Origin of the sequence: Modestobacter excelsi (genome assembly GCF_005930495.1) — a bacterium.
In the GTDB taxonomy this organism is placed as follows: domain Bacteria; phylum Actinomycetota; class Actinomycetes; order Mycobacteriales; family Geodermatophilaceae; genus Modestobacter; species Modestobacter excelsi.
The window spans coordinates 1-17,123 of record NZ_SJEX01000102.1; the positions used below are offsets into that span (position 1 = coordinate 1).

The 17,123-nt window shown below is 73.3% G+C and carries 16 protein-coding genes and 2 pseudogenes; 13 read left to right on the forward strand and 5 right to left on the reverse strand.

Annotated elements, in window-relative coordinates:
• Positions 1–80: 80 nt before the first annotated feature.
• A pseudogene (locus tag FHL80_RS27295) lies at positions 81–422 on the forward strand (type IV toxin-antitoxin system AbiEi family antitoxin); the annotation flags it as partial.
• A gap of 102 nt (positions 423–524) precedes the next feature.
• Positions 525–776, forward strand: a complete 252-nt coding sequence (locus FHL80_RS25825) for an endonuclease domain-containing protein (RefSeq protein WP_216870973.1) — start codon at positions 525–527, stop codon at positions 774–776.
• A 71-nt stretch (positions 777–847) separates the two neighbouring features.
• Here the strand turns inward: FHL80_RS25825 and FHL80_RS22685 are convergent, their stop codons facing one another.
• The 3 genes and pseudogenes from FHL80_RS22685 to FHL80_RS22695 all read right to left on the reverse strand — a co-directional run bounded on the left by FHL80_RS22685 (position 848) and on the right by FHL80_RS22695 (position 3,983).
• Positions 848–2,203 carry a TldD/PmbA family protein gene (locus FHL80_RS22685; RefSeq protein ID WP_138735605.1) on the reverse strand — a complete coding sequence of 452 codons (1,356 nt, stop codon included), beginning with the start codon at positions 2,201–2,203 and terminating at the stop codon, positions 848–850.
• 154 nt (positions 2,204–2,357) lie between these two features.
• Positions 2,358–3,551: pseudogene (locus tag FHL80_RS27135) on the reverse strand (TldD/PmbA family protein); the annotation flags it as partial.
• A 261-nt stretch (positions 3,552–3,812) separates the two neighbouring features.
• Positions 3,813–3,983 (reverse strand): CsbD family protein, encoded by a 171-nt coding sequence (locus FHL80_RS22695; RefSeq protein WP_014739185.1) that lies wholly within the window; start codon positions 3,981–3,983, stop codon positions 3,813–3,815.
• A gap of 386 nt (positions 3,984–4,369) precedes the next feature.
• Here FHL80_RS22695 and FHL80_RS22700 point away from each other — a divergent pair, with 386 nt between their 5' ends.
• The 7 genes from FHL80_RS22700 to FHL80_RS22730 all read left to right on the forward strand — a co-directional run bounded on the left by FHL80_RS22700 (position 4,370) and on the right by FHL80_RS22730 (position 12,326).
• A complete protein-coding gene (locus FHL80_RS22700; RefSeq protein ID WP_138735606.1) occupies positions 4,370–6,106 on the forward strand; it encodes an ABC transporter family substrate-binding protein in 1,737 nt (578 codons plus the stop codon).
• A gap of 366 nt (positions 6,107–6,472) precedes the next feature.
• The gene (locus FHL80_RS22705; RefSeq protein WP_138735607.1) at positions 6,473–7,462 is read left to right on the forward strand and encodes an ABC transporter permease; all 990 of its coding nucleotides are present in this window, start codon (positions 6,473–6,475) and stop codon (positions 7,460–7,462) included.
• A gap of 30 nt (positions 7,463–7,492) precedes the next feature.
• The gene (locus tag FHL80_RS22710) at positions 7,493–8,458 is read left to right on the forward strand and encodes an ABC transporter permease (RefSeq protein WP_138735608.1); all 966 of its coding nucleotides are present in this window, start codon (positions 7,493–7,495) and stop codon (positions 8,456–8,458) included.
• Between the two features lie 23 nt (positions 8,459–8,481).
• Positions 8,482–9,768, forward strand: a complete 1,287-nt coding sequence (locus FHL80_RS22715) for an ABC transporter ATP-binding protein (RefSeq protein WP_138735609.1) — start codon at positions 8,482–8,484, stop codon at positions 9,766–9,768.
• Positions 9,765–10,829, forward strand: a complete 1,065-nt coding sequence (locus FHL80_RS22720; protein ID WP_138735610.1) for an ABC transporter ATP-binding protein — start codon at positions 9,765–9,767, stop codon at positions 10,827–10,829. The genes FHL80_RS22715 and FHL80_RS22720 overlap by 4 nt, the downstream gene beginning before the upstream one ends.
• Before the next feature lie 190 nt (positions 10,830–11,019).
• Entirely contained in the window at positions 11,020–11,916 is an 897-nt protein-coding gene (mshB, locus tag FHL80_RS22725; protein ID WP_138735611.1) for an N-acetyl-1-D-myo-inositol-2-amino-2-deoxy-alpha-D-glucopyranoside deacetylase, read from the forward strand.
• Complete coding sequence (locus tag FHL80_RS22730) at positions 11,913–12,326, forward strand: hypothetical protein (RefSeq protein ID WP_138735612.1); 414 nt, start codon at positions 11,913–11,915, stop codon at positions 12,324–12,326. Before mshB ends, FHL80_RS22730 begins: the two co-directional genes overlap by 4 nt.
• On the opposite strand, the gene FHL80_RS26855 is transcribed toward FHL80_RS22730, so the two are convergent.
• The gene (locus tag FHL80_RS26855; RefSeq protein WP_138735613.1) at positions 12,283–13,035 is read right to left on the reverse strand and encodes a GNAT family N-acetyltransferase; all 753 of its coding nucleotides are present in this window, start codon (positions 13,033–13,035) and stop codon (positions 12,283–12,285) included. The two genes, FHL80_RS22730 and FHL80_RS26855, sit on opposite strands and share 44 nt — an antisense overlap.
• A gap of 156 nt (positions 13,036–13,191) precedes the next feature.
• On the opposite strand from FHL80_RS26855, the gene fdxA reads away from it, so the two are divergent.
• The 3 genes from fdxA to FHL80_RS22755 all read left to right on the forward strand — a co-directional run bounded on the left by fdxA (position 13,192) and on the right by FHL80_RS22755 (position 15,007).
• Positions 13,192–13,518, forward strand: coding sequence for a ferredoxin (gene fdxA, locus FHL80_RS22740; RefSeq protein ID WP_091764542.1), 327 nt, complete (start codon positions 13,192–13,194; stop codon positions 13,516–13,518).
• 11 nt (positions 13,519–13,529) lie between these two features.
• Positions 13,530–14,615 carry a succinyldiaminopimelate transaminase gene (gene dapC / locus FHL80_RS22745; RefSeq protein ID WP_281283559.1) on the forward strand — a complete coding sequence of 362 codons (1,086 nt, stop codon included), beginning with the start codon at positions 13,530–13,532 and terminating at the stop codon, positions 14,613–14,615.
• An 80-nt stretch (positions 14,616–14,695) separates the two neighbouring features.
• Positions 14,696–15,007 (forward strand): anthrone oxygenase family protein, encoded by a 312-nt coding sequence (locus FHL80_RS22755; RefSeq protein WP_138735615.1) that lies wholly within the window; start codon positions 14,696–14,698, stop codon positions 15,005–15,007.
• Between the two features lie 6 nt (positions 15,008–15,013).
• Here the strand turns inward: FHL80_RS22755 and FHL80_RS22760 are convergent, their stop codons facing one another.
• Positions 15,014–15,796, reverse strand: coding sequence for a hypothetical protein (locus FHL80_RS22760; RefSeq protein ID WP_216870974.1), 783 nt, complete (start codon positions 15,794–15,796; stop codon positions 15,014–15,016).
• Between the two features lie 221 nt (positions 15,797–16,017).
• On the opposite strand from FHL80_RS22760, the gene FHL80_RS22765 reads away from it, so the two are divergent.
• The coding region (locus FHL80_RS22765) for an alpha/beta hydrolase (RefSeq protein WP_138735616.1) at positions 16,018–17,123 on the forward strand (1,106 nt) is incomplete at its 3' end.

The window sequence follows — 17,123 nt, forward strand, 5'->3', positions numbered from 1 at the left end:
CCTCCCCGCCGTCCGCACCCTCCTCGCCCGTTCCTGACCCCCGCTCCGATCCACTTTCGGCGCGGGCAGCCGCACTCCTCATGCCGACCGGAGCAGTGCTCGGCGGCCGGTCCGCTGCTGTGTGGTGGCGCGCTCCCACGGCGGATCTCCACGACCCGGTGACGGTCATCGTGCCCCGGACGTCTGCCTGGCGGGGGCCGGAGGGTGTGCGGGTCCACCGCAGCGCGCTCGTGCCTGGCGAAGTGACGGCGTCGCAGGACGGGGTGCGGGTGACCACGCCGGAACGGACGGCCTGGGACGTGGCGACGCTGGAGCGCACCCCCGACGCAGTCGCCTGCCTCGACGCGACGGCAGCCGGTGGGTGCCTGACGCCGGCCGTGCTCAGGTCCCTGCAGGGAGGGGCCTCAGGACGCCGGCGGGGACGGCGGGCGTCCACAGCCCTCGCCCTGGTGGACGGTCGGGCAGGGAGTCCGCCGGAGTCCTGGGTGCGAGTTGCGTGCCACTTCGCCGGACTGCCTGCACCGGTGCCGCAGTTCCAGGTGATCGAGGGCAGGCGGTGGTTGGCCACGGTCGACCTCGCCTGGCCAGAGGCCAGGCTCATCGTCGAGTACGAGGGGTCCTACCACGTCGAGGGCAGGCAGATCATCCAGGACGACGGGCGGTACGAACGACTGGAAGCTACGGGGTGGCGGGTCGTCCGACTGCTCGCCGCCGACCTGCGGGACATGGACGCGGTCATCGCTCGGATCCAGGCCGCTCTTCGCCCGGCCGCGTGATCCGCTTGCCGCGCCGAAAGTGAGGGCGGAACGCCTCGCTCTCGGCGCGGGAGGTGAACGGCGGGGGAGGGTCAGCCGGTGGTGTTGCCGGTGATGTTCCAGGACGCGAGGCGCAGCGCCGGGACGGCGAAGCGGTTGGTGCCCGCGTAGGTCATCGTCAGCCGTCCGGGCTGCGGGTCGACCACGGACCCGACGGCGACCGCCCCGGGGGCCAGTGCCTCCAGGTAGGACTGGGTGAACCGCAGCGTGCTCACCGGTGCCACGACCCGGCCCTCCTCGACCAGCCAGACGCCGTTGCGGGTGAGCCCGGTCCACACCGACCGCTTGGGGTCCACGACCCGGGTGTACCAGAGGTCGCTCACCAGCAGTCCGCGCTCCAGCCCGGCCACCAGGTCGTCGACCGAGCCGCCGTCGCCGCCGGCCAGCGCGGGGTCACCGGCGATCGGACCGGCGGTCGCCGAGGTGTCCGACGCGTGCCCGGTCGAGGAGCTCCCGAGCGCGGCGGCCACCCGCCGGTCGGTGGTCAGGCCGACGGGCACGCCGTCGCGCACCAGGTCGGTGCGCCGGGCGGGGGTGCCCTCGGTGTCGAAGGGCAGGCCGGTCGCGTCCGGGCCGGCCGCGTCGTCGACCAGCGAGACCGCGGGATCGAACTGCTGCTCGCCCAACCGCAGCCCGGAGGTGCCGTCGACCACGGCCTTGCCGTTGAACTGACCCGACGTCAGGCCGGCGACGAGGTCACCGACCGCGGCCGGCTCCAGCACGACGGCCCAGCGGCCGGGGTCGACCGGGACGGCGTCCGCCCCGGCCCGGGCCTTGGCCGCGGCCCGGGCGCCGAGCGCGGCGGGGTCCAGGTCGGCGAACCGCCGGGACGCCGAGCGCGCCACGCCGTCGGCGCCGCTGAGCCGGGCGATGCCGTCGCACACCGCGGAGGTCGCCGCACCGCCGACGTGCTGGCCGGCGGTGTCGGCCAGCACCACCGTGCTCGAGGAGGTCTGCACGTAGCCGGCGGTGCTCAGCCCTCCGGCGGCCTCGATGAACGCGGCCACGGCGGCGGCCCGCTCGGCGGGGGACGCCTGCGTGGTGGCCTCGTCCGGGTTGCCCGTCGACGCCAGCGGAGCCGGGCCGCCGAGCCCCGGCCAGTCGGCGTCGCGCGGCCGCAGCCGGGCGGCGGCGAGGGTCGCGGTGACGAGGTCGGGCACCGACGAGGTCCGGGTGGTGGACGCGGTCGCCGTCCGGCCGCCGTCCACGGTGAGCTGCAGGTGCAGCGTGGTCCGCTCGTCGGCCACGTTCTGGTGGATCGCGGATGCGGCGAACCGGGTCAGCGCCAGCGCGCTGGACTCGGCCCGCGCGACGGCGGCGGCGTCCGCGCCGGCCTGCCGGCGGACCTCGTCGAGGACGGCGGCGACCAGGGAGTCCAGGGCGGTCACCCGCGCACCCCCACCCGCACGCCGGTGAACCGGGCCGGGGCCGCGCCGTGGCCGGTGTGCCCGACCTGGCCGGGTTGGCCCTTGCCGCAGTTCGGGGTGCCCCACGCGCGCCACTCGCCGGGGGCGCGGCCGCCGACATGTCCAGCGAGGACCAGAACCGCGGGCCGATGCCGGTGTAGGAGGGGTTCTTCAGCATCCGACCCTTCCGGCCGTTGCGCACCTCCCAGCCGATCTCGCAACCGAACTGGAAGTTCAGCCGGCGGTCGTCGATGGACCAGGACCGGTTGTGCTCCATCAGCACGCCGTCGTCGGTCGCCGCGATCATCTCCTCCAGCGTGTGCGGACCGGGCTCCAGGCCGACGTTGGTCATCCGCACCATCGGCAGCCGGGCGAACCCGTCGGCGCGGACCGAGCCGGCGTGGTCCAGGCCGGCGACCGCGGCGGAGTCCCGGCCGGCGAGGACGCCCACCCAGACCCCGTTGCGGACGGCGTCCCGGGCCGTGGCGGGCGTCCCCTCGTCGTCGAAGCCGAAGGAGCCCAACGCACCGGGGATCGTCGGGTCGATGGTGATGTTCATCAGCTCGGAGCCGAAGCGCAGCGAGCCCAGCTGGTCGAGGTCCAGCCACGAGGTCCCGGCGAACGCCGCCTCCCAGCCGAGGATGCGGTCCAGCTCGATCGCGTGCCCCACCGACTCGTGGATCTGCAGCGACATCTGCTCACCGCCCAGCAGCAGCGTCGTGTCCCCGCTGGGGCAGGACGGCGCGCTGAGCAGCTCCTGGCACTCGGCGGCGATCCGGTCGGCGTGGCCGGGGAGGTCGATCTCCCGGACCAGCTCCCAGCCGCGGGTGCCGAACTGGCCGCGGAAGGCCGGGTAGGAGCGGCGCTGGGTCTCCCCGTCCCCGACGGTGAGGCAGTGCATGCCGGCGCCGCACTCGCGCACGTGCTGGCCGATCCGGGCGCCCTCGCTGGAGACGAAAGCGGTGCGGGTGTCCCACGCCTGCGACGAGGCCTCGGCGACGGCCACCCCGGCGGCCCGCATCGTCGCGGTGACGCCAGTGAGCAGGTCGCCCTTCTCCGCCAGCGGGACGGCGAACGGGTCCTCCCGGCACTCGCTGGCCCAGCCGCCCTGGACGGCGGGGACGCCGACCAGGTCCACCGGCGGGCCGGGGACGGCCGCCGACGCCTCGGCGATCGCGGTGGCGCGGGCGCCGGTGCGGCGGGCGTCGTCGTCACCGGCGGGGTCGCCCAGCGCGGCGAAGCCCCAGGACGAGCCGACGAGGGCGCGGACGCCGAGCCCGGCCGACGTGGCCTGGGTGAGGGCGCGCACGTCGCCGTCCCGTGCCGTCATCGACTCGTACCGCCGGTCGACCAGCCGGGCGTCCGCGTAGCGGGCACCGGCGGCCAGGGCGGCCTCGACGGCCGCCGCGGCGGCGTCGAAGGCGGCGGCCTCCACGGTGCCGGGGACGTCAGCCACGGATCCGGCCAGTTCTCTTAGCGAGGCTCATCATCGGGGCCATCGTGCGCCCCGAGGAGGGGACGCACAAGCGAGAGCGCCGCCCCCGGCGGACCGGGGACGGCGCTCTCGGTGGTGCTGGTCAGCGACCGCAGGTCACTTGAAGATGTCCTTGACCTTCTCGCCGGCCTGCTTCGCGTTCCCGGCGGCCTGGTCCTTGTGGCCCTCGGCCTGCAGGTCCTTGTCGTCGGTCGCCTTGCCGGCGGCCTCCTTGCCCTGTCCTGCCAGCTCCTGGGCCTTGTTCTGCAGCTTGTCCATGGCGCTCATGTTGGGCCTCCTCTGGTCCGTTGCTGTCCGCCTGGGGATACCCAGCCCGAGCACCGGGCACACGTCCGGTCAGCTGAGAGAGGGACGCGGTGATCATCTCTTCCCGGAGGACTGCCACGGGGCCGGAAAACCTCTTGCGGGCAGCCGTGTGTGGCGACGTTGTTGCAGCGTCGCCGCGGCATTCCTGAGACGAGGTCACAACTTGGTGACGGTCCTCGACGGGTCTCCGGTGCCTGCCTAATGTCGGCCCGTCGCTCCCTGTCAGACGGTCTCCCGACAGTCCTCTGACAGGGTGTGGTCAGGCAAGCACCCAGTCGCCCCCCGATCCCGGGGCGGTCAGACATGGACGTTCCCCCCGCGCGAGCGGGTCGAGGAGGCATTCGAACGTGAAGTTGAGCAAGCGCAGCGCAGTGCTCATCGCCACCGGGGTCACCGGTGCGATGGCCCTGTCGGCGTGCGGTGGCGGTAGCGACAGCGGTGGCGGCGACGGCGGGTCCGGCGGTTCCGGTCGGGTCGTCTACGGCGAGTCGACCGACTGGCCCGAGAACCTGATGCCGCTGATCTCCGCCGGCAACGCCCTCTCCGTGGCGAACATCGAGGCGCAGCTGCTCCCGCAGGCGTACCTCGTCCAGCCCGACCTCTCGGTCAAGTACGACGACCAGCTGCTGACCGAGGAGCCCACCTCCGAGGTCGCCGGGGACACCCAGACGGTCACGTACAAGATCAACCCGGACGCCAACTGGAGCGACGGCGAGCCGATCACCGCCGACGACTTCGAGTTCAGCTGGAACCTGCAGAAGTCCTCCGACCCCGCCCAGGGTGGCTGCGAGACGCTGCTGAGCACCACCGGTTACGACAAGATCACCTCGGTCGAGGGCGCCGACGAGGGCAAGACCGTGACGGTCACCCTGTCGCCCTTCGCCGACTGGAAGGCCCTCTTCTCAGGGTCGAACAACCCGGTCTTCCCGAAGCACGTGATGGACCAGGGCAGCCCCGAGGCCAACTGCGCCTACCTCAGCACCGGCTGGCCGATCGCCGACGGTCTGCCCCAGGACATCTCCGGCGGCCCGTGGCAGCTGAAGAAGTCCAACATCAACAACGGCCAGCAGATCGCCGTCCTCACCCCGAACGAGAACTACTGGGGTGACAAGCCCAAGCTCGACCAGCTGGTCATCCAGGGTGTCGGCAACGACCCGACGACCCAGGTCCAGGGCCTCAAGAGCGGCGAGCTGAACGTCATCTACCCGCAGCCGCAGCTGGACCTCGTCGGCCAGGTCGACGCCCTCAAGCCGAACGTCGAGAGCGACGTGAACTTCGGCATCACGTTCGAGCACCTGGACTTCAACACCACCGACCCCCAGCTCAGCGACGTCCGGGTGCGCCAGGCGATCGCGATGGCGCTGGACCGGCAGGAGATCGTCGACCAGACCGTCGGCCAGTTCTCCTCCGACGCCCAGGTCCTGAACAACCGCATCTGGCTCAACACCCAGGAGCAGTACCAGGACAACGCGCCCGAGCAGTACAAGACGGCCGACGTCGCGGGTGCCAAGGCGCTGCTCGAGCAGGCCGGCTACACCCTGGGGTCGGACGGCATCTACGCCAAGGGCTCCCAGCGGCTGTCGTTCAAGATCGACACCACGGCCAACAACCCGCTGCGTGAGCAGACGATCAACGTCATGATCCCGCAGCTGAAGGCCGCCGGCGTCGAGGCCAGCTTCAACGCCAACCCGGACATCTTCGCCGGCCCGGACAAGCCCACCAGCCTCGTCGCCGGTGGCTTCCAGATGGCGCTCTTCGCCTGGGTCGGCAGCCCGTTCATCTCCACCACCCCGCCGATCTACCAGTCCCCCGAGGGCGCCGGGGGTGCCGTCCAGCAGAACTACAGCCGGACCGGTACGCCCGAGATCGACGCTCTGCTCACCCAGTGGTTGAGCGAGACCGAGGAGTCGGACGTCGCGGCGACCGGCAACGAGATCGACAAGGCCCTCTGGGACCAGATGGCGACCCTGCCGCTGTACCAGAAGCCGACCTACATCGCCTACAGCAGCAACGTCTCCGGCGTCGAGGACAACCCGACGCAGGCCGGCCCGCTGTGGAACGCGAGCACCTGGACGGTGCAGTGACCGGTCGGGTCTCCCGACGGCACTGAGCCGCACGTAGCACCGCACCGCACCGCACCGCACCACCCGCCGTGCCGGGCCCTGGCCCGGCACGGCGGGAGCACCACCTCCCGTCCGGCCCCGCTCCGCTCCGGCGGAGCCGGCGCCGGACGGACCACGGCCCCCGGGCACACCCCCGGGGGCCGTGGTCTGTCCGGACGCGGTGTGACACCGCTGTGTCGCGCCGGTGACGGTCCCGTGCCTCGGCGCGTCCGCTCCCGAGCCCGCCCGGACACGGGGTCCGCGCGAGGTGCGCGGAGCCGGTGAGAGGAGTTCGCTGCACTGGTCGTTCCGCCCGGACGACTTCCGCTGTCGGCGTAAGGTCACCGCATGTTCTTCTTCACGATCCGGCGCATCCTGGCGTCGGTCCTCGTGTTGCTGGTGAGCTCGTTCCTGGTGTTCGCCCTCTGCGCCACCAGCTTCGACCCGCTCAGCAAGTACTACAACCGCAACCCCCCGCCGCCGCCGGCGTTCTTCGACAACCTGCGCGAGCAGCTGGGGCTGAACGACAGCTTCTTCGTGCGGTACTGGAACTGGCTCAGCGGTGTGCTGACCGGGGACTTCGGCAAGACCGTCAACGGGACCCCGGTGGCCGAGCAGCTCGGGCCGCGGTTGATGGTGACCGGCCGGATGATCATCGGCGCGGTCGTGATCGCCGTCGTGCTGGCGATCATCGTCGGCGTCATCGGGGCCGTCCGGCAGTACAAGCCCTCGGACTACGCCTTCACCTTCATCGCCTACATCCTCATCGCGCTGCCGACCTTCTGGTTCGCCGCGCTGCTGAAGGAGTTCGTGGCCGGGGGGATCAACGACCTCGTCGGCAGCCAGGTGGTCTACACCCTCGGCGAGGAGACGCCCGGGCTGTCGTTGTACGCCGGCGGCTGGGAGCTGTGGCAGGACCGGCTGGGGCACCTGGTGCTGCCGACCGTGAGCCTGGCGCTGCTGACCTTCGCCGCCTGGAGCCGGTTCCAGCGCGCCTCGATGCTCGACGTGCTCGGCTCGGACTACATGCGGCTGGCGCGGGCCAAGGGCCTCACCTACCGGCGCACCGTGTTCAAGCACGGGTTGCGCAACGCGCTGATCCCGCTGACCACGGTCGTGGCCCTCGGCATCGGCACGCTCTTCGGCGGCGCCATCATCACCGAGCAGGTGTTCGTCTGGCACGGCATGGGGGAGTACCTGATCCAGGACGGGATCGGTCAGAACGACATCAACGTCGTCCTCGGTTGGCTGCTGGTCAGCGCGGTCTTCGTCGTCGTGTTCAACCTCGTCGCCGACATCCTGTACGCGGTCCTCGACCCACGGATCCGGCTGGCCTGAGCGGCCGAGCCCTCGAAGAGAGAGACCACCATGGCCACCACCCAGGCCGGCACCACCGCCGGCGGTGTGCAGCCGGCCGTGCCCGGTGCCCCGCAGGGCAGCGGCGAGGTCGAGCGCGAGTTCACCGTCAAGGCACGCAGCCAGCGGCAGCAGATCGTCCGCCGGTTCCTGCACAACAAGGTCGGCATGACCGGGCTGGTCCTCTTCGGCCTGCTGCTGGTCTTCGGCTTCATCGGCCCGCTAGTGGACGGGAAGTCCTACTCCGACCTGAACTCCAGCGCGCAGTCCGTCCCGCCGGGCACGCAGGGTTACCTGCTGGGCAGTGACGCGATCGGCCGTGACCTGCTCGCCGGTCTGATGTCCGGCGTCCAGCGCTCGCTGTTCATCGTGCTGCTGTTCATCGTCATCGCACTGCCGCTGGGCCTGCTCGTGGGCGCCCTGGCCGGCTACTTCGGCAAGTGGGTCGACAGCGTCCTGATGCGGGTGGTCGACCTGGTCCTCACCGTGCCGCTGCTGGTGGTGCTGATCGTCGTGGCCAGCAACTTCCCGGGGTCCCGCACCCCGTTGGGGGTCGGCATCATCCTGGGCCTGTTCGGCTGGCTGGACCTGGCCCGCATCGTCCGCAGCCAGTTCCTCTCGCTGCGCGAGAAGGAGTACGTCGAGGCGGCGCACTCCCTGGGGGCGTCGAACCGCCGGATCATCTTCAAGCACCTGATCCCCAACGCGCTGGGCTCGCTCATCGTGTGGACCACCCTTGCCGCGGCGACCGCAATCATCCTCGAGGCGTCCCTGACCTACCTGGGCTTCGGCGTGAACGACCCGAACGCCACGTCGCTGGGCCGCTTGGTCTCCGACGGTGTCCAGGCCGCCTCGACCCGCCCGTGGCTCTTCTACTTCCCCGGCATCCTCCTGCTCCTCATCGTGCTGTCGATCAACCTGATCGGCGACGGTATCCGGGATGCCTTCGACCCGAGCAACCGCCGCGTGCGGTCCTGACAGCGCTGAAGACGGAGAGATCCATGTCCACCCCCGGGACCACCGGCGCGACCGCCGTCTCCTCCACCGGGACGATCAGCCGCGGCCGCACCCAGAGCCTGCCCGGCTTCGACGCCGCTGCACCGCTGCTGCAGGTCACCGATCTCAACGTCCGGTTCCCCACCGAGGACGGCCAGGTCCACGCCGTCCGCGGCGTCGACTACACGCTGCGCTCCGGTGAGGTGCTCGGCATCGTCGGCGAGTCCGGCTCCGGCAAGTCGGTCACCTCGCTGGCGGTGATGGGGTTGCTGCCCAGCAACGCCCGGGTGACCGGCTCGGTCCGGTACCGCGGCCAGGAGCTGCTCGGGCAGAACGACCGGAGCATGTCGCGTATCCGCGGCAAGGGCGTCTCGATGATCTTCCAGGACCCGATGACCTCGCTGGACCCGGTCTACAAGGTCGGGGCCCAGATCGAGGAGACCCTCCGGATCCACGACAAGTCGCTGTCCTCCCGGGCCGCCGAGACCCGGGCCGTCGAGCTGCTCGAGCTGGTCGGCATCCCGAACGCCGGCGACCGGGTCGACTCCTACCCGCACGAGTTCTCCGGCGGCATGCGCCAGCGGGTGGTCATCGCCATCGCCATGGCGAACCAGCCGGAGGTGATCATCGCCGACGAGCCGACGACGGCGCTGGACGTCACCGTGCAGGCGCAGATCCTCGAGGTGCTGCAGACGGCCCTGCAGGAGACCGGCGCGGCGATGGTCATGATCACCCACGACCTCGGCGTCGTCGCCGGGATCGCCGACCGGGTGCTGGTCATGTACGCCGGCCGGCCGGTGGAGATCGGCAGCGTCGAGGACATCTACTACGAGCCGCGGATGCCCTACACCCTCGGCCTGCTCGGCTCACTGCCCCGGCTCGACGCACCGACCCGGGAGCGGCTCACCCCGATCACCGGGGCGCCGCCCTCGCTGGTCAACATGCCGCCGGGGTGCCCCTTCGCGCCGCGCTGCCCGCTGCACATCGACGAGTGCGACGCCGCGGAGCCGCCGCTGTTCCAGGTCGGGGCCGGCCATGAGGCCGCCTGCATCCGCACCGAGCAGGTGGCGCAGGCGCACGGCCACGCCGCCGAGGTGTTCAGCGAGACGGCGACGGACGACGTCCTGGTCGGGGACGCCCTGCCGGCCGACCTGGCCCTCGGTGAGGGCGCCCGCGACACGAACGCCGGCGGCCCCCCGCCACCGGACCAGACCGAACCAGCTGCTGACGTCGCCGACACCGGCACCGTCGTCAGCACGCACCGCGGCACGACGGACGGAGACCGGGCATGAGCGCTCCCACCACCGAGCGCACCGGCAGCGGCGCGACGGGTCGCGGTGAGCCGATCCTCCAGGTGCGCGGCCTGCAGAAGCACTTCCCGATCAAGGGCGGTGGGCTGATCAAGCGCACCGTCGGGGCGGTGCAGGCCGTCGACGGGGTCGACCTCGACCTCTACCCGGGTGAGGTGCTGGGCCTGGTGGGGGAGTCCGGCTGCGGCAAGTCGACCACCGGCCGGGCCATCCTCAACCTGCAGCCGGCCACCGGCGGGTCCGTGGTCTTCCAGGGCCGGGAGATCGTCGGGCTCAACCGCAAGCAGATGCGCCCGCTGCGCCGGGACATCCAGCTGGTGTTCCAGGACCCCTACGCCTCGCTCAACCCGCGGCTGCCGGTCTTCGACATCGTCGCCGAGCCGCTGGTGATCCACGGCCTGACGAAGAGCAACGACGAGCTGCGCAGCCGGGTGCGCGAGCTGGTCGAGACCGTCGGGCTCAACCCCGAGCACACCAACCGGTACCCCGCGGAGTTCTCCGGTGGCCAGCGCCAGCGCATCGGCATCGCCCGCGCGCTGGCCCTGCAGCCGAAGGTGCTGGTGCTCGACGAGCCGGTGTCCGCGCTGGACGTCTCCATCCAGGCCGGTGTGATCAACCTGCTCGAGGACCTGAAGAACTCCCTCGGCCTGAGCTACCTGTTCATCGCCCACGACCTGTCCGTCGTCCGGCACATCTCCGACCGGGTCGCGGTCATGTACCTCGGCCGGATCATCGAGATCGCCGACCGCGACGAGCTGTTCGACCGCCCGGCGCACCCCTACACGCAGGCGCTGCTGTCGGCGATCCCGCTGCCCGACCCGCGCCGCGAGCGTGCCCGGCAGCGGATCATCATCTCCGGCGACGTGCCGAGCCCGGCCAACCCGCCCTCGGGCTGCCGGTTCCGGACCCGCTGCCAGAAGTTCGCCAACGTCCTCACCGACGGGCAGCGGGAGAAGTGCATGACCGACGACCCGGCCCTGGCCGACCGCGGTGCCGGGCACCTGAACGCCTGCCACTACGCGGAGGTCCAGTCGGTGCTGTGACATCGCGACTGTGACATCGCGACCCTGACGGGCCGCACCGCGGCCAGGAGCCGTCCCGGCTGTCGCTGAGCCGCTTCGTCGACGGTGGGCAGGAGCCCTCCGGGCCCCGTGCCTGCCGTCGACAGCCCTCCGGGCCTCGTGCCCCGGTGGTGAGTCCAGCGCGTGATCGGCCTCGGGTCTAATACCTCCCGTGACCTCTGACCGCCGTGTGCTGTTCGTGCACGCCCACCCGGACGACGAGACGATCAACAACGGGGCGACGATGGCCCGCTACGTCGCCGAGGGCGCCTCGGTCACCCTGCTCACCTGCACCCTGGGCGAGGAGGGCGAGGTGCTCGTGCCCGCCCTCGCCCAGCTCGCCGCGGACCAGGCCGACCAGCTCGGCGGCTACCGGATCAGCGAGCTCGCCGCCGCGATGGCCGCGCTGGGGGTCACCGACTGGCGCTTCCTCGGCGGCGCGGGCCGCTACCGCGACTCCGGGATGATGGACACCCCGGCCAACGACAAGCCGCGCGCCTTCTGGCGGGCCGACCTCGCCGAGGCCGTCGCCTCCGCGGTGGCCGTCGTCCGGGAGGTCCGCCCGCAGGTGCTGGTCACCTACGACGAGGTCGGCGGATACGGCCACCCGGACCACATCCAGGCGCACCGCGTCGCGATGGGTGCCGTCGAGGCCGCCGCCGACCCCGGCTACCGCCCCGACCTCGGCCCCGCCTGGGAGGTCGCCAAGGTCTACTGGAACGCCATGCCGCGCTCGGTCGTGCAGGCCGGCATCGACGCCATGGCCGCGCTGGGCGAGGCATCGCCGTTCGAGGGCCTGGGGGACCTGGACGACGTCCCGTTCGCGGTGGCCGACGACGTCGTCACCACCGCGGTCGACGGCCGCGCCCACGCCGACCGCAAGGACGCGGCCATGCGTGCGCACCCGACGCAGATGACCGTCGACGGGCCCTTCTTCGCGCTGTCGAACAACCTCGGCCAGGAGGTGCTGGGCACCGAGTTCTACCGCCTGGTCCGCGGCACCCGCGGCCCGGCCGGACCGGGGGCGCAGGGCTGGGAGGACGACCTGTTCGCCGGCCTGCCCGGATGAGGGCACTGCACCTGCTCGGCTGGGCGGTCGCCGCCGTCGCCGTGGCGGCCTGGCTCGCCCTGGTCGAGGTGTTCTGGCTGCCGTGGCGCCTCGGCGGCGTCCCGGTGCCGGTCTCGCTGCTCGCCGCCGTCGCCGGCAACCTGCTGCTGGTCGGTGCGGCCCGGCGGGTGTCGGGCTCGCGGCTGGTCGCCGTCCTGCCGGCCGTGGCGTGGCTGGTGATCGCACTCGCCGCGACCATGCGCCGTCCCGAGGGCGACCTGCTGCTGCCCGGTGGGGACGCCGTCACCTCGGCAGTGAACCTGGGGTTCCTGCTGCTGGGCGTCCTCGCCGCGGCGTTCGCCGTCGGCAGGGTGCTGGGCGCTCCGGTCAGCCCACCCGGCGCCGGTAGTGGTAGCGGTGGTGCTCGATGAAGCCCGCCCGCCGGTAGAGCGCCCGCGCCGCGGCGTTGCTCGCCACCACCTGCAGGTAGACGGAGTGGGCACCGCGTCCGGCGGCCCAGCCCTGCAGCGCGGTCATCACGGCGGTGGCCAGCCCCTGCCGGCGGTGCTCCTCGGCGACGGTGACCGCGGTGACCCCCAGCCACCCGTCGGTCAGCACACCGCGGGCCACCGCGGCCAGCGGTGCGGGCGCGGGCGCGAGGCGCACGGACGCGAAGACGACGTCCGCGGCGCTGGTGAGCACCGCGACGGCGACCGCCGGCAACGGCTGCCCGCCGTGCCGGTAGCCGGCCAGCCAGGCCTCGTCGGGGGTCGCCGCCAGCTCCACCGGGACGTCGACCGGCTGCGGCCTCCCGACCGGCGCGGTGAGGACGAGCGTGTCCTCGTCCCGATCCCAGCCGGCCGCCGCGAACGCCGCGTCGGCGGCCCGGGACTGCACGCCCGGCAGCTGCGCGGCGGGCCGCAGCCCGCGCTCGCCGTACCAGCGGGCGACGGCGTCCGCCGCGGCCGGCAGCGGCACGCCCGGGTCGCCGACCACCAGCGCGGAGTTGGCCCGCCCGGTGAACCCGCCGCCGGCGCGCAGCAGCCACCCGCCGAGGGAGTCCTCCTCGAGCGCGCGCCAGCCGCGGGCGGCCACCCGCTCGAGGTCCTCGACGCCGAGCGGTGAGCGGCGTTGTCCCATGCCGGGATCCTCCGGTTCCGCACTGCGCGGCCGGCCACCGGCCCCCGGCCGGTCGTGTCCCGCGCACCCGTCGCGCCGACCCGGGAGCCCACGGGTGATACTTGCGGTGATCGAACACGCCCCTGGTCAGCCAGGGAACTCGCCCCGGAGGAACCCGTGACCTACGTCATCACCCAGGCCTGCGTCGACGTCCTCGACAAGGCGTGCATCGACGAGTGTCCGGTGGACTGCATCTACGAGGGCGACCGGATGCTCTACATCCACCCCGACGAGTGCGTGGACTGCGGCGCCTGCGAGCCGGTGTGCCCGGTGGAGGCCATCTACTACGAGGACGACGTCCCGGACAAGTGGAAGGACTTCTACAACGCCAACGTGGAGTTCTTCTCCGATCTGGGCAGCCCCGGCGGCGCGGCCAAGACCGGCAAGATCAACAAGGACCACCCGCTCGTGGCCGCGCTTCCGCCGCAGGGTGAGGGGCACTGAGCACGGTCCGGCTGCCGGACTTTCCCTGGGACGCGCTGGCCGCGGCACGCACCCGCGCCGCCGAGCATGCTGACGGCGTCGTCGACCTCTCGATCGGCACGCCGGTCGACCCCACCCCGCCGCTGCTCGGGGAGGCGCTGGCCGCTGCCGGGGATGCCCCGGGCTACCCGACGGCGCTCGGCACCGCCGATGTCCGGCGGGCGGCGGCCGGCTGGTTGTCCCGCCGGCTCGGGGTCGAGGTGGCCGACCCGTTCGGCGCCGACCCGTCGGTGATCCCGACCGTCGGCTCCAAGGAGCTGGTGGCGCTGCTGCCCACCCTGCTGGGGCTCCCACGTGGTGGCACGGTGCTCATCCCGGAGGTCGCCTACCCGACCTACGAGGTGGGGGCGGTCGTCGCGGGCCTGCAGGTGCTGCGCACCGACACCCCGCCGGCCGACCCGGGCGACGCCGTCCTGGTCTGGCTCAACTCGCCGGGGAACCCGCACGGCCGCGTGCTGACCGACGACGACCTGCGCGCCTGGGTCTCCTGGGGCCGGACGCACGGGGTGCCGGTGGTGGCCGACGAGTGCTACGTCGAGCTGGGCTGGGACGTCGTCCCGCGCTCGGTGCTGCACCCCGACGTCGCCGGCGCCGACCACACCGGCCTGCTCGCCGTGCACTCGCTGTCCAAGCAGTCGACCGCGGCCGGCTACCGCGCGGGCCTGCTCTCCGGTGACCCCGCGCTCGTCCGCCGGGCGTGGGAGGTGCGCCGGCACCTCGGCCTGCTCGTGCCCACCCCGGTGCAGGCGGCGATGGCGGCGGCGCTGGCCGACGACGAGCACGTCACGGCCCAGCGGGAGCGCTACCGGCGGCGCCGGGACCGGCTGGCCGCCGCGGTGCGCGGGACCGGCGCCCGGATCGACCACTCCGAGGCGGGGCTGTACCTGTGGGTCAGCCGCGACGAGGACTGCTGGGCGACGATCGACTGGCTGGCCGGCCTGGGGATCGTCGCCGCGCCCGGCAGCTTCTACGGACCGGCCGGGAGCCGGCACGTGCGGATGGCGCTCACCGCCACCGACGAGCGGATCGACGCCGCCGTGGAGCGCCTCGGCGGCTGACCGGCAGCGGCGCTGCGGTGCACAGCGGGGCTGACCCCGGTGACCCGCTCGAACGCCGTGCTCAGCGCGAACGGGGTGGCGTGACCGACCCGCCGGGCGTTGCCGGCGACGGTGAGCGCCGCGGCGTCGTGCTGCTGGTGACCGGGCTGGGCGCGGCCGTCGTGGCCGGCGCCTTCGCCGTCTGCAGCCTCATGGTGATGCCGGCGCTGGCCGCGCTGCCCGGTGCCGGCGGGATCGCCGCCATGCGGTCGGTGAACCGGACCGCGGTCCGACCGCTGTTCATGACCCTGCTGTCCGGGACCGCGCTGCTCTGCCTGGTCGTCGGTGGCTGGGAGCTCGCCGGGGGCCGGCGGGACCGCCGTCGCCCAGTGGTCCTCGTCGGGGCGGGGTGAGCGGCCTCAGGCGAGGTGCAGCTGGAGCGGCAGGGCGAAGGCGCTCGGGGTGTTCTCCCAGCCGGCGTCCGGCGTCCACCGCCAGCCGTCCATCACCACGGCGGTGAGCTGGAACCGGTCGGCGTGCGCCACCGCCCAGCTCGCCTCCGGCCACCCGGCCCCGGCCACCGAGACCACGCCGCCCTCGAGGGTGGGGGTGCCCGCCTCCCGCCGCACGGCGTCGGTGATCGCCGGCGCGCGGTCGGCCACGGTGGCGACCTCGGCCGCCGGGCTGAAGGTGCAGGAGAACTGCCCGGGCTGGTCGGACAGGAGCACCGGAGCCAGTGCCTCGCCCAGGCCCGTCCACTGTCGGTAGGCGAGCGGAAACGCGCTGCGCTGCACGGCGTCTGCCACGGTCGTCAGGTCCCCGGTCTCCCAGCCGGGCACCTCCACCAGGTGGTCGAAGAACTTCCCGGCGGCGTAGACCGGGTCCCGGACCTGCTCGGCGGACCCCCAGCCCTGCGAGGGCCGTTGCTGGAACAGCCCGAGCGAGTCCCGGTCACCGTGGTCCAGGTTCCGCAGCCGGGACTCCTGCTGGGCGGTGGCCAGCGCGATCACCGTGGCCCGGAGCGGCAGACCACGCGAGCGGGCCACGGCCGCGATGGTCGCGGCGTTGGCGGCCTGCTCGGTGGTGAGCTCCACCTCCTGCCCGGGGATCGAGCACCGGCTGGCCACCGCGGCGGGTGCCTCCTCGTCGTGACGGGCCTGCAGGCTCAGGCCCGCGATGGCGACCAGCAGCGCGATGAGCACGAAGGGCCCGATCCTCCGGCGCGGCCCCCGTCGTCGTGGGGGAGCCGGACGGGTGGCCCGGCGTGCGGGTGGGCGACTGCCGACCCGGGTGCTCGCCATCACCGTCGATGGTAGGTGGGGGAGGGCAGCGGACCGGGGACTCGCTGTCCCCGCGCGGCGGCCCGCACTACCCTGCCCCGGACGCCGGGAGCGGACCCGGCACGACCTCGGGGAGACCACCCATGCCCAGTGACCTGCTGCTCCCCGGGATCGCCGCCACCGCGGTGCCCACCGCCCGGCTGACCCAGCAGGTGCTGCACGCCGAGGGCGTGGACCCCTCCGGGAGCGGCGACGCGGTGCTCTTCGTGCACGGCAACGTCAGCTCGGCGGCCTTCTGGCAGCCGCAGCTGCTCACCCTCGACCCGAGCTGGCGGCCGCTCGCGGTCGACCTGCGCGGCTTCGGTGGCACCGACCCGCTCCCGGTCGACGCCCGGCGCGGGGTGCGGGACTGGGCCGACGACCTCGCGGCCCTCGTCGACGCGCTCGGCCTGGACCGCGTGCACCTGGTCGGCTGGAGCATGGGCGCGGGCGTCGTCCTCCAGCACCTGCTCGACGACCCGGCCCGCGTCGCCTCCGTCGCGCTGGTGGCACCGGTGTCGCCGTACGGCTTCGGGGGCACCGTCGGCCACGACGGGCAGCGGGTGCACCCCGAGGGCACCGGCTCCGGCGGGGGCACCGCCAACCCGGACTTCGTCGCCGCGCTGGCGGCGGGGGACACCTCGGCCGACGGCCCGGCCAGCCCGCGGTCGGTGCTGCGCGCGTTCTACGTCGCGCCGGGCTCGCTGCCGCTGGACCCGCGGCTGGAGGACGTCTTCGTCGGCTCGATGCTCACGACCCGCACCGGTGCCGACCACTACCCGGGCGACGCGGTGCCCACGGCCGACTGGCCCGGGACGGCGCCGGGGGAGCGCGGCGTGCTGAACACCATGGCGCCGACGGTGCTGGACCTGTCGGGCATCACCGAGCTGCCGGTGCGGCCGCCGGTGCTGTGGGTCCGCGGCGACGCCGACGCGATCGTGTCCGACACCTCGGTCTTCGACCTCGCGCACCTCGGGTCGCTCGGGGCGGTCCCGGGCTGGCCGGGGGACGCCGTCTTCCCGGCCCAGCCGATGGTCACCCAGACCCGCTCGGTGCTCGACCGCTACGCCGCCAGCGGCGGGAGCTACCGCGAGGTGCTGCTGCCCGGGGTGGGGCACTCCCCGCACGTGGAGCGCCCGCAGGAGTTCGCCGTCGCCCTGCTCGAGCACCTCACGCACCCGGCCCTCGCCCCCTCGAACACCCCCGAGAC

What these genes read in the sequence shown, in the direction of transcription:
- FHL80_RS22705 (WP_138735607.1), top strand. Translation starts at nt 6,473, where the DNA reads ATGTTCTTCTTCACGATCCGGCGCATCCTGGCGTCGGTCCTCGTGTTG.
- FHL80_RS22710 (WP_138735608.1), top strand. Translation starts at nt 7,493, where the DNA reads ATGGCCACCACCCAGGCCGGCACCACCGCCGGCGGTGTGCAGCCGGCC.
- FHL80_RS22720 (WP_138735610.1), top strand. Translation starts at nt 9,765, where the DNA reads ATGAGCGCTCCCACCACCGAGCGCACCGGCAGCGGCGCGACGGGTCGC.
- FHL80_RS26855 (WP_138735613.1), bottom strand. Translation starts at nt 13,035, where the DNA reads ATGGGACAACGCCGCTCACCGCTCGGCGTCGAGGACCTCGAGCGGGTG.
- FHL80_RS22695 (WP_014739185.1), bottom strand. Translation starts at nt 3,983, where the DNA reads ATGAGCGCCATGGACAAGCTGCAGAACAAGGCCCAGGAGCTGGCAGGA.
- FHL80_RS22730 (WP_138735612.1), top strand. Translation starts at nt 11,913, where the DNA reads ATGAGGGCACTGCACCTGCTCGGCTGGGCGGTCGCCGCCGTCGCCGTG.
- FHL80_RS22715 (WP_138735609.1), top strand. Translation starts at nt 8,482, where the DNA reads ATGTCCACCCCCGGGACCACCGGCGCGACCGCCGTCTCCTCCACCGGG.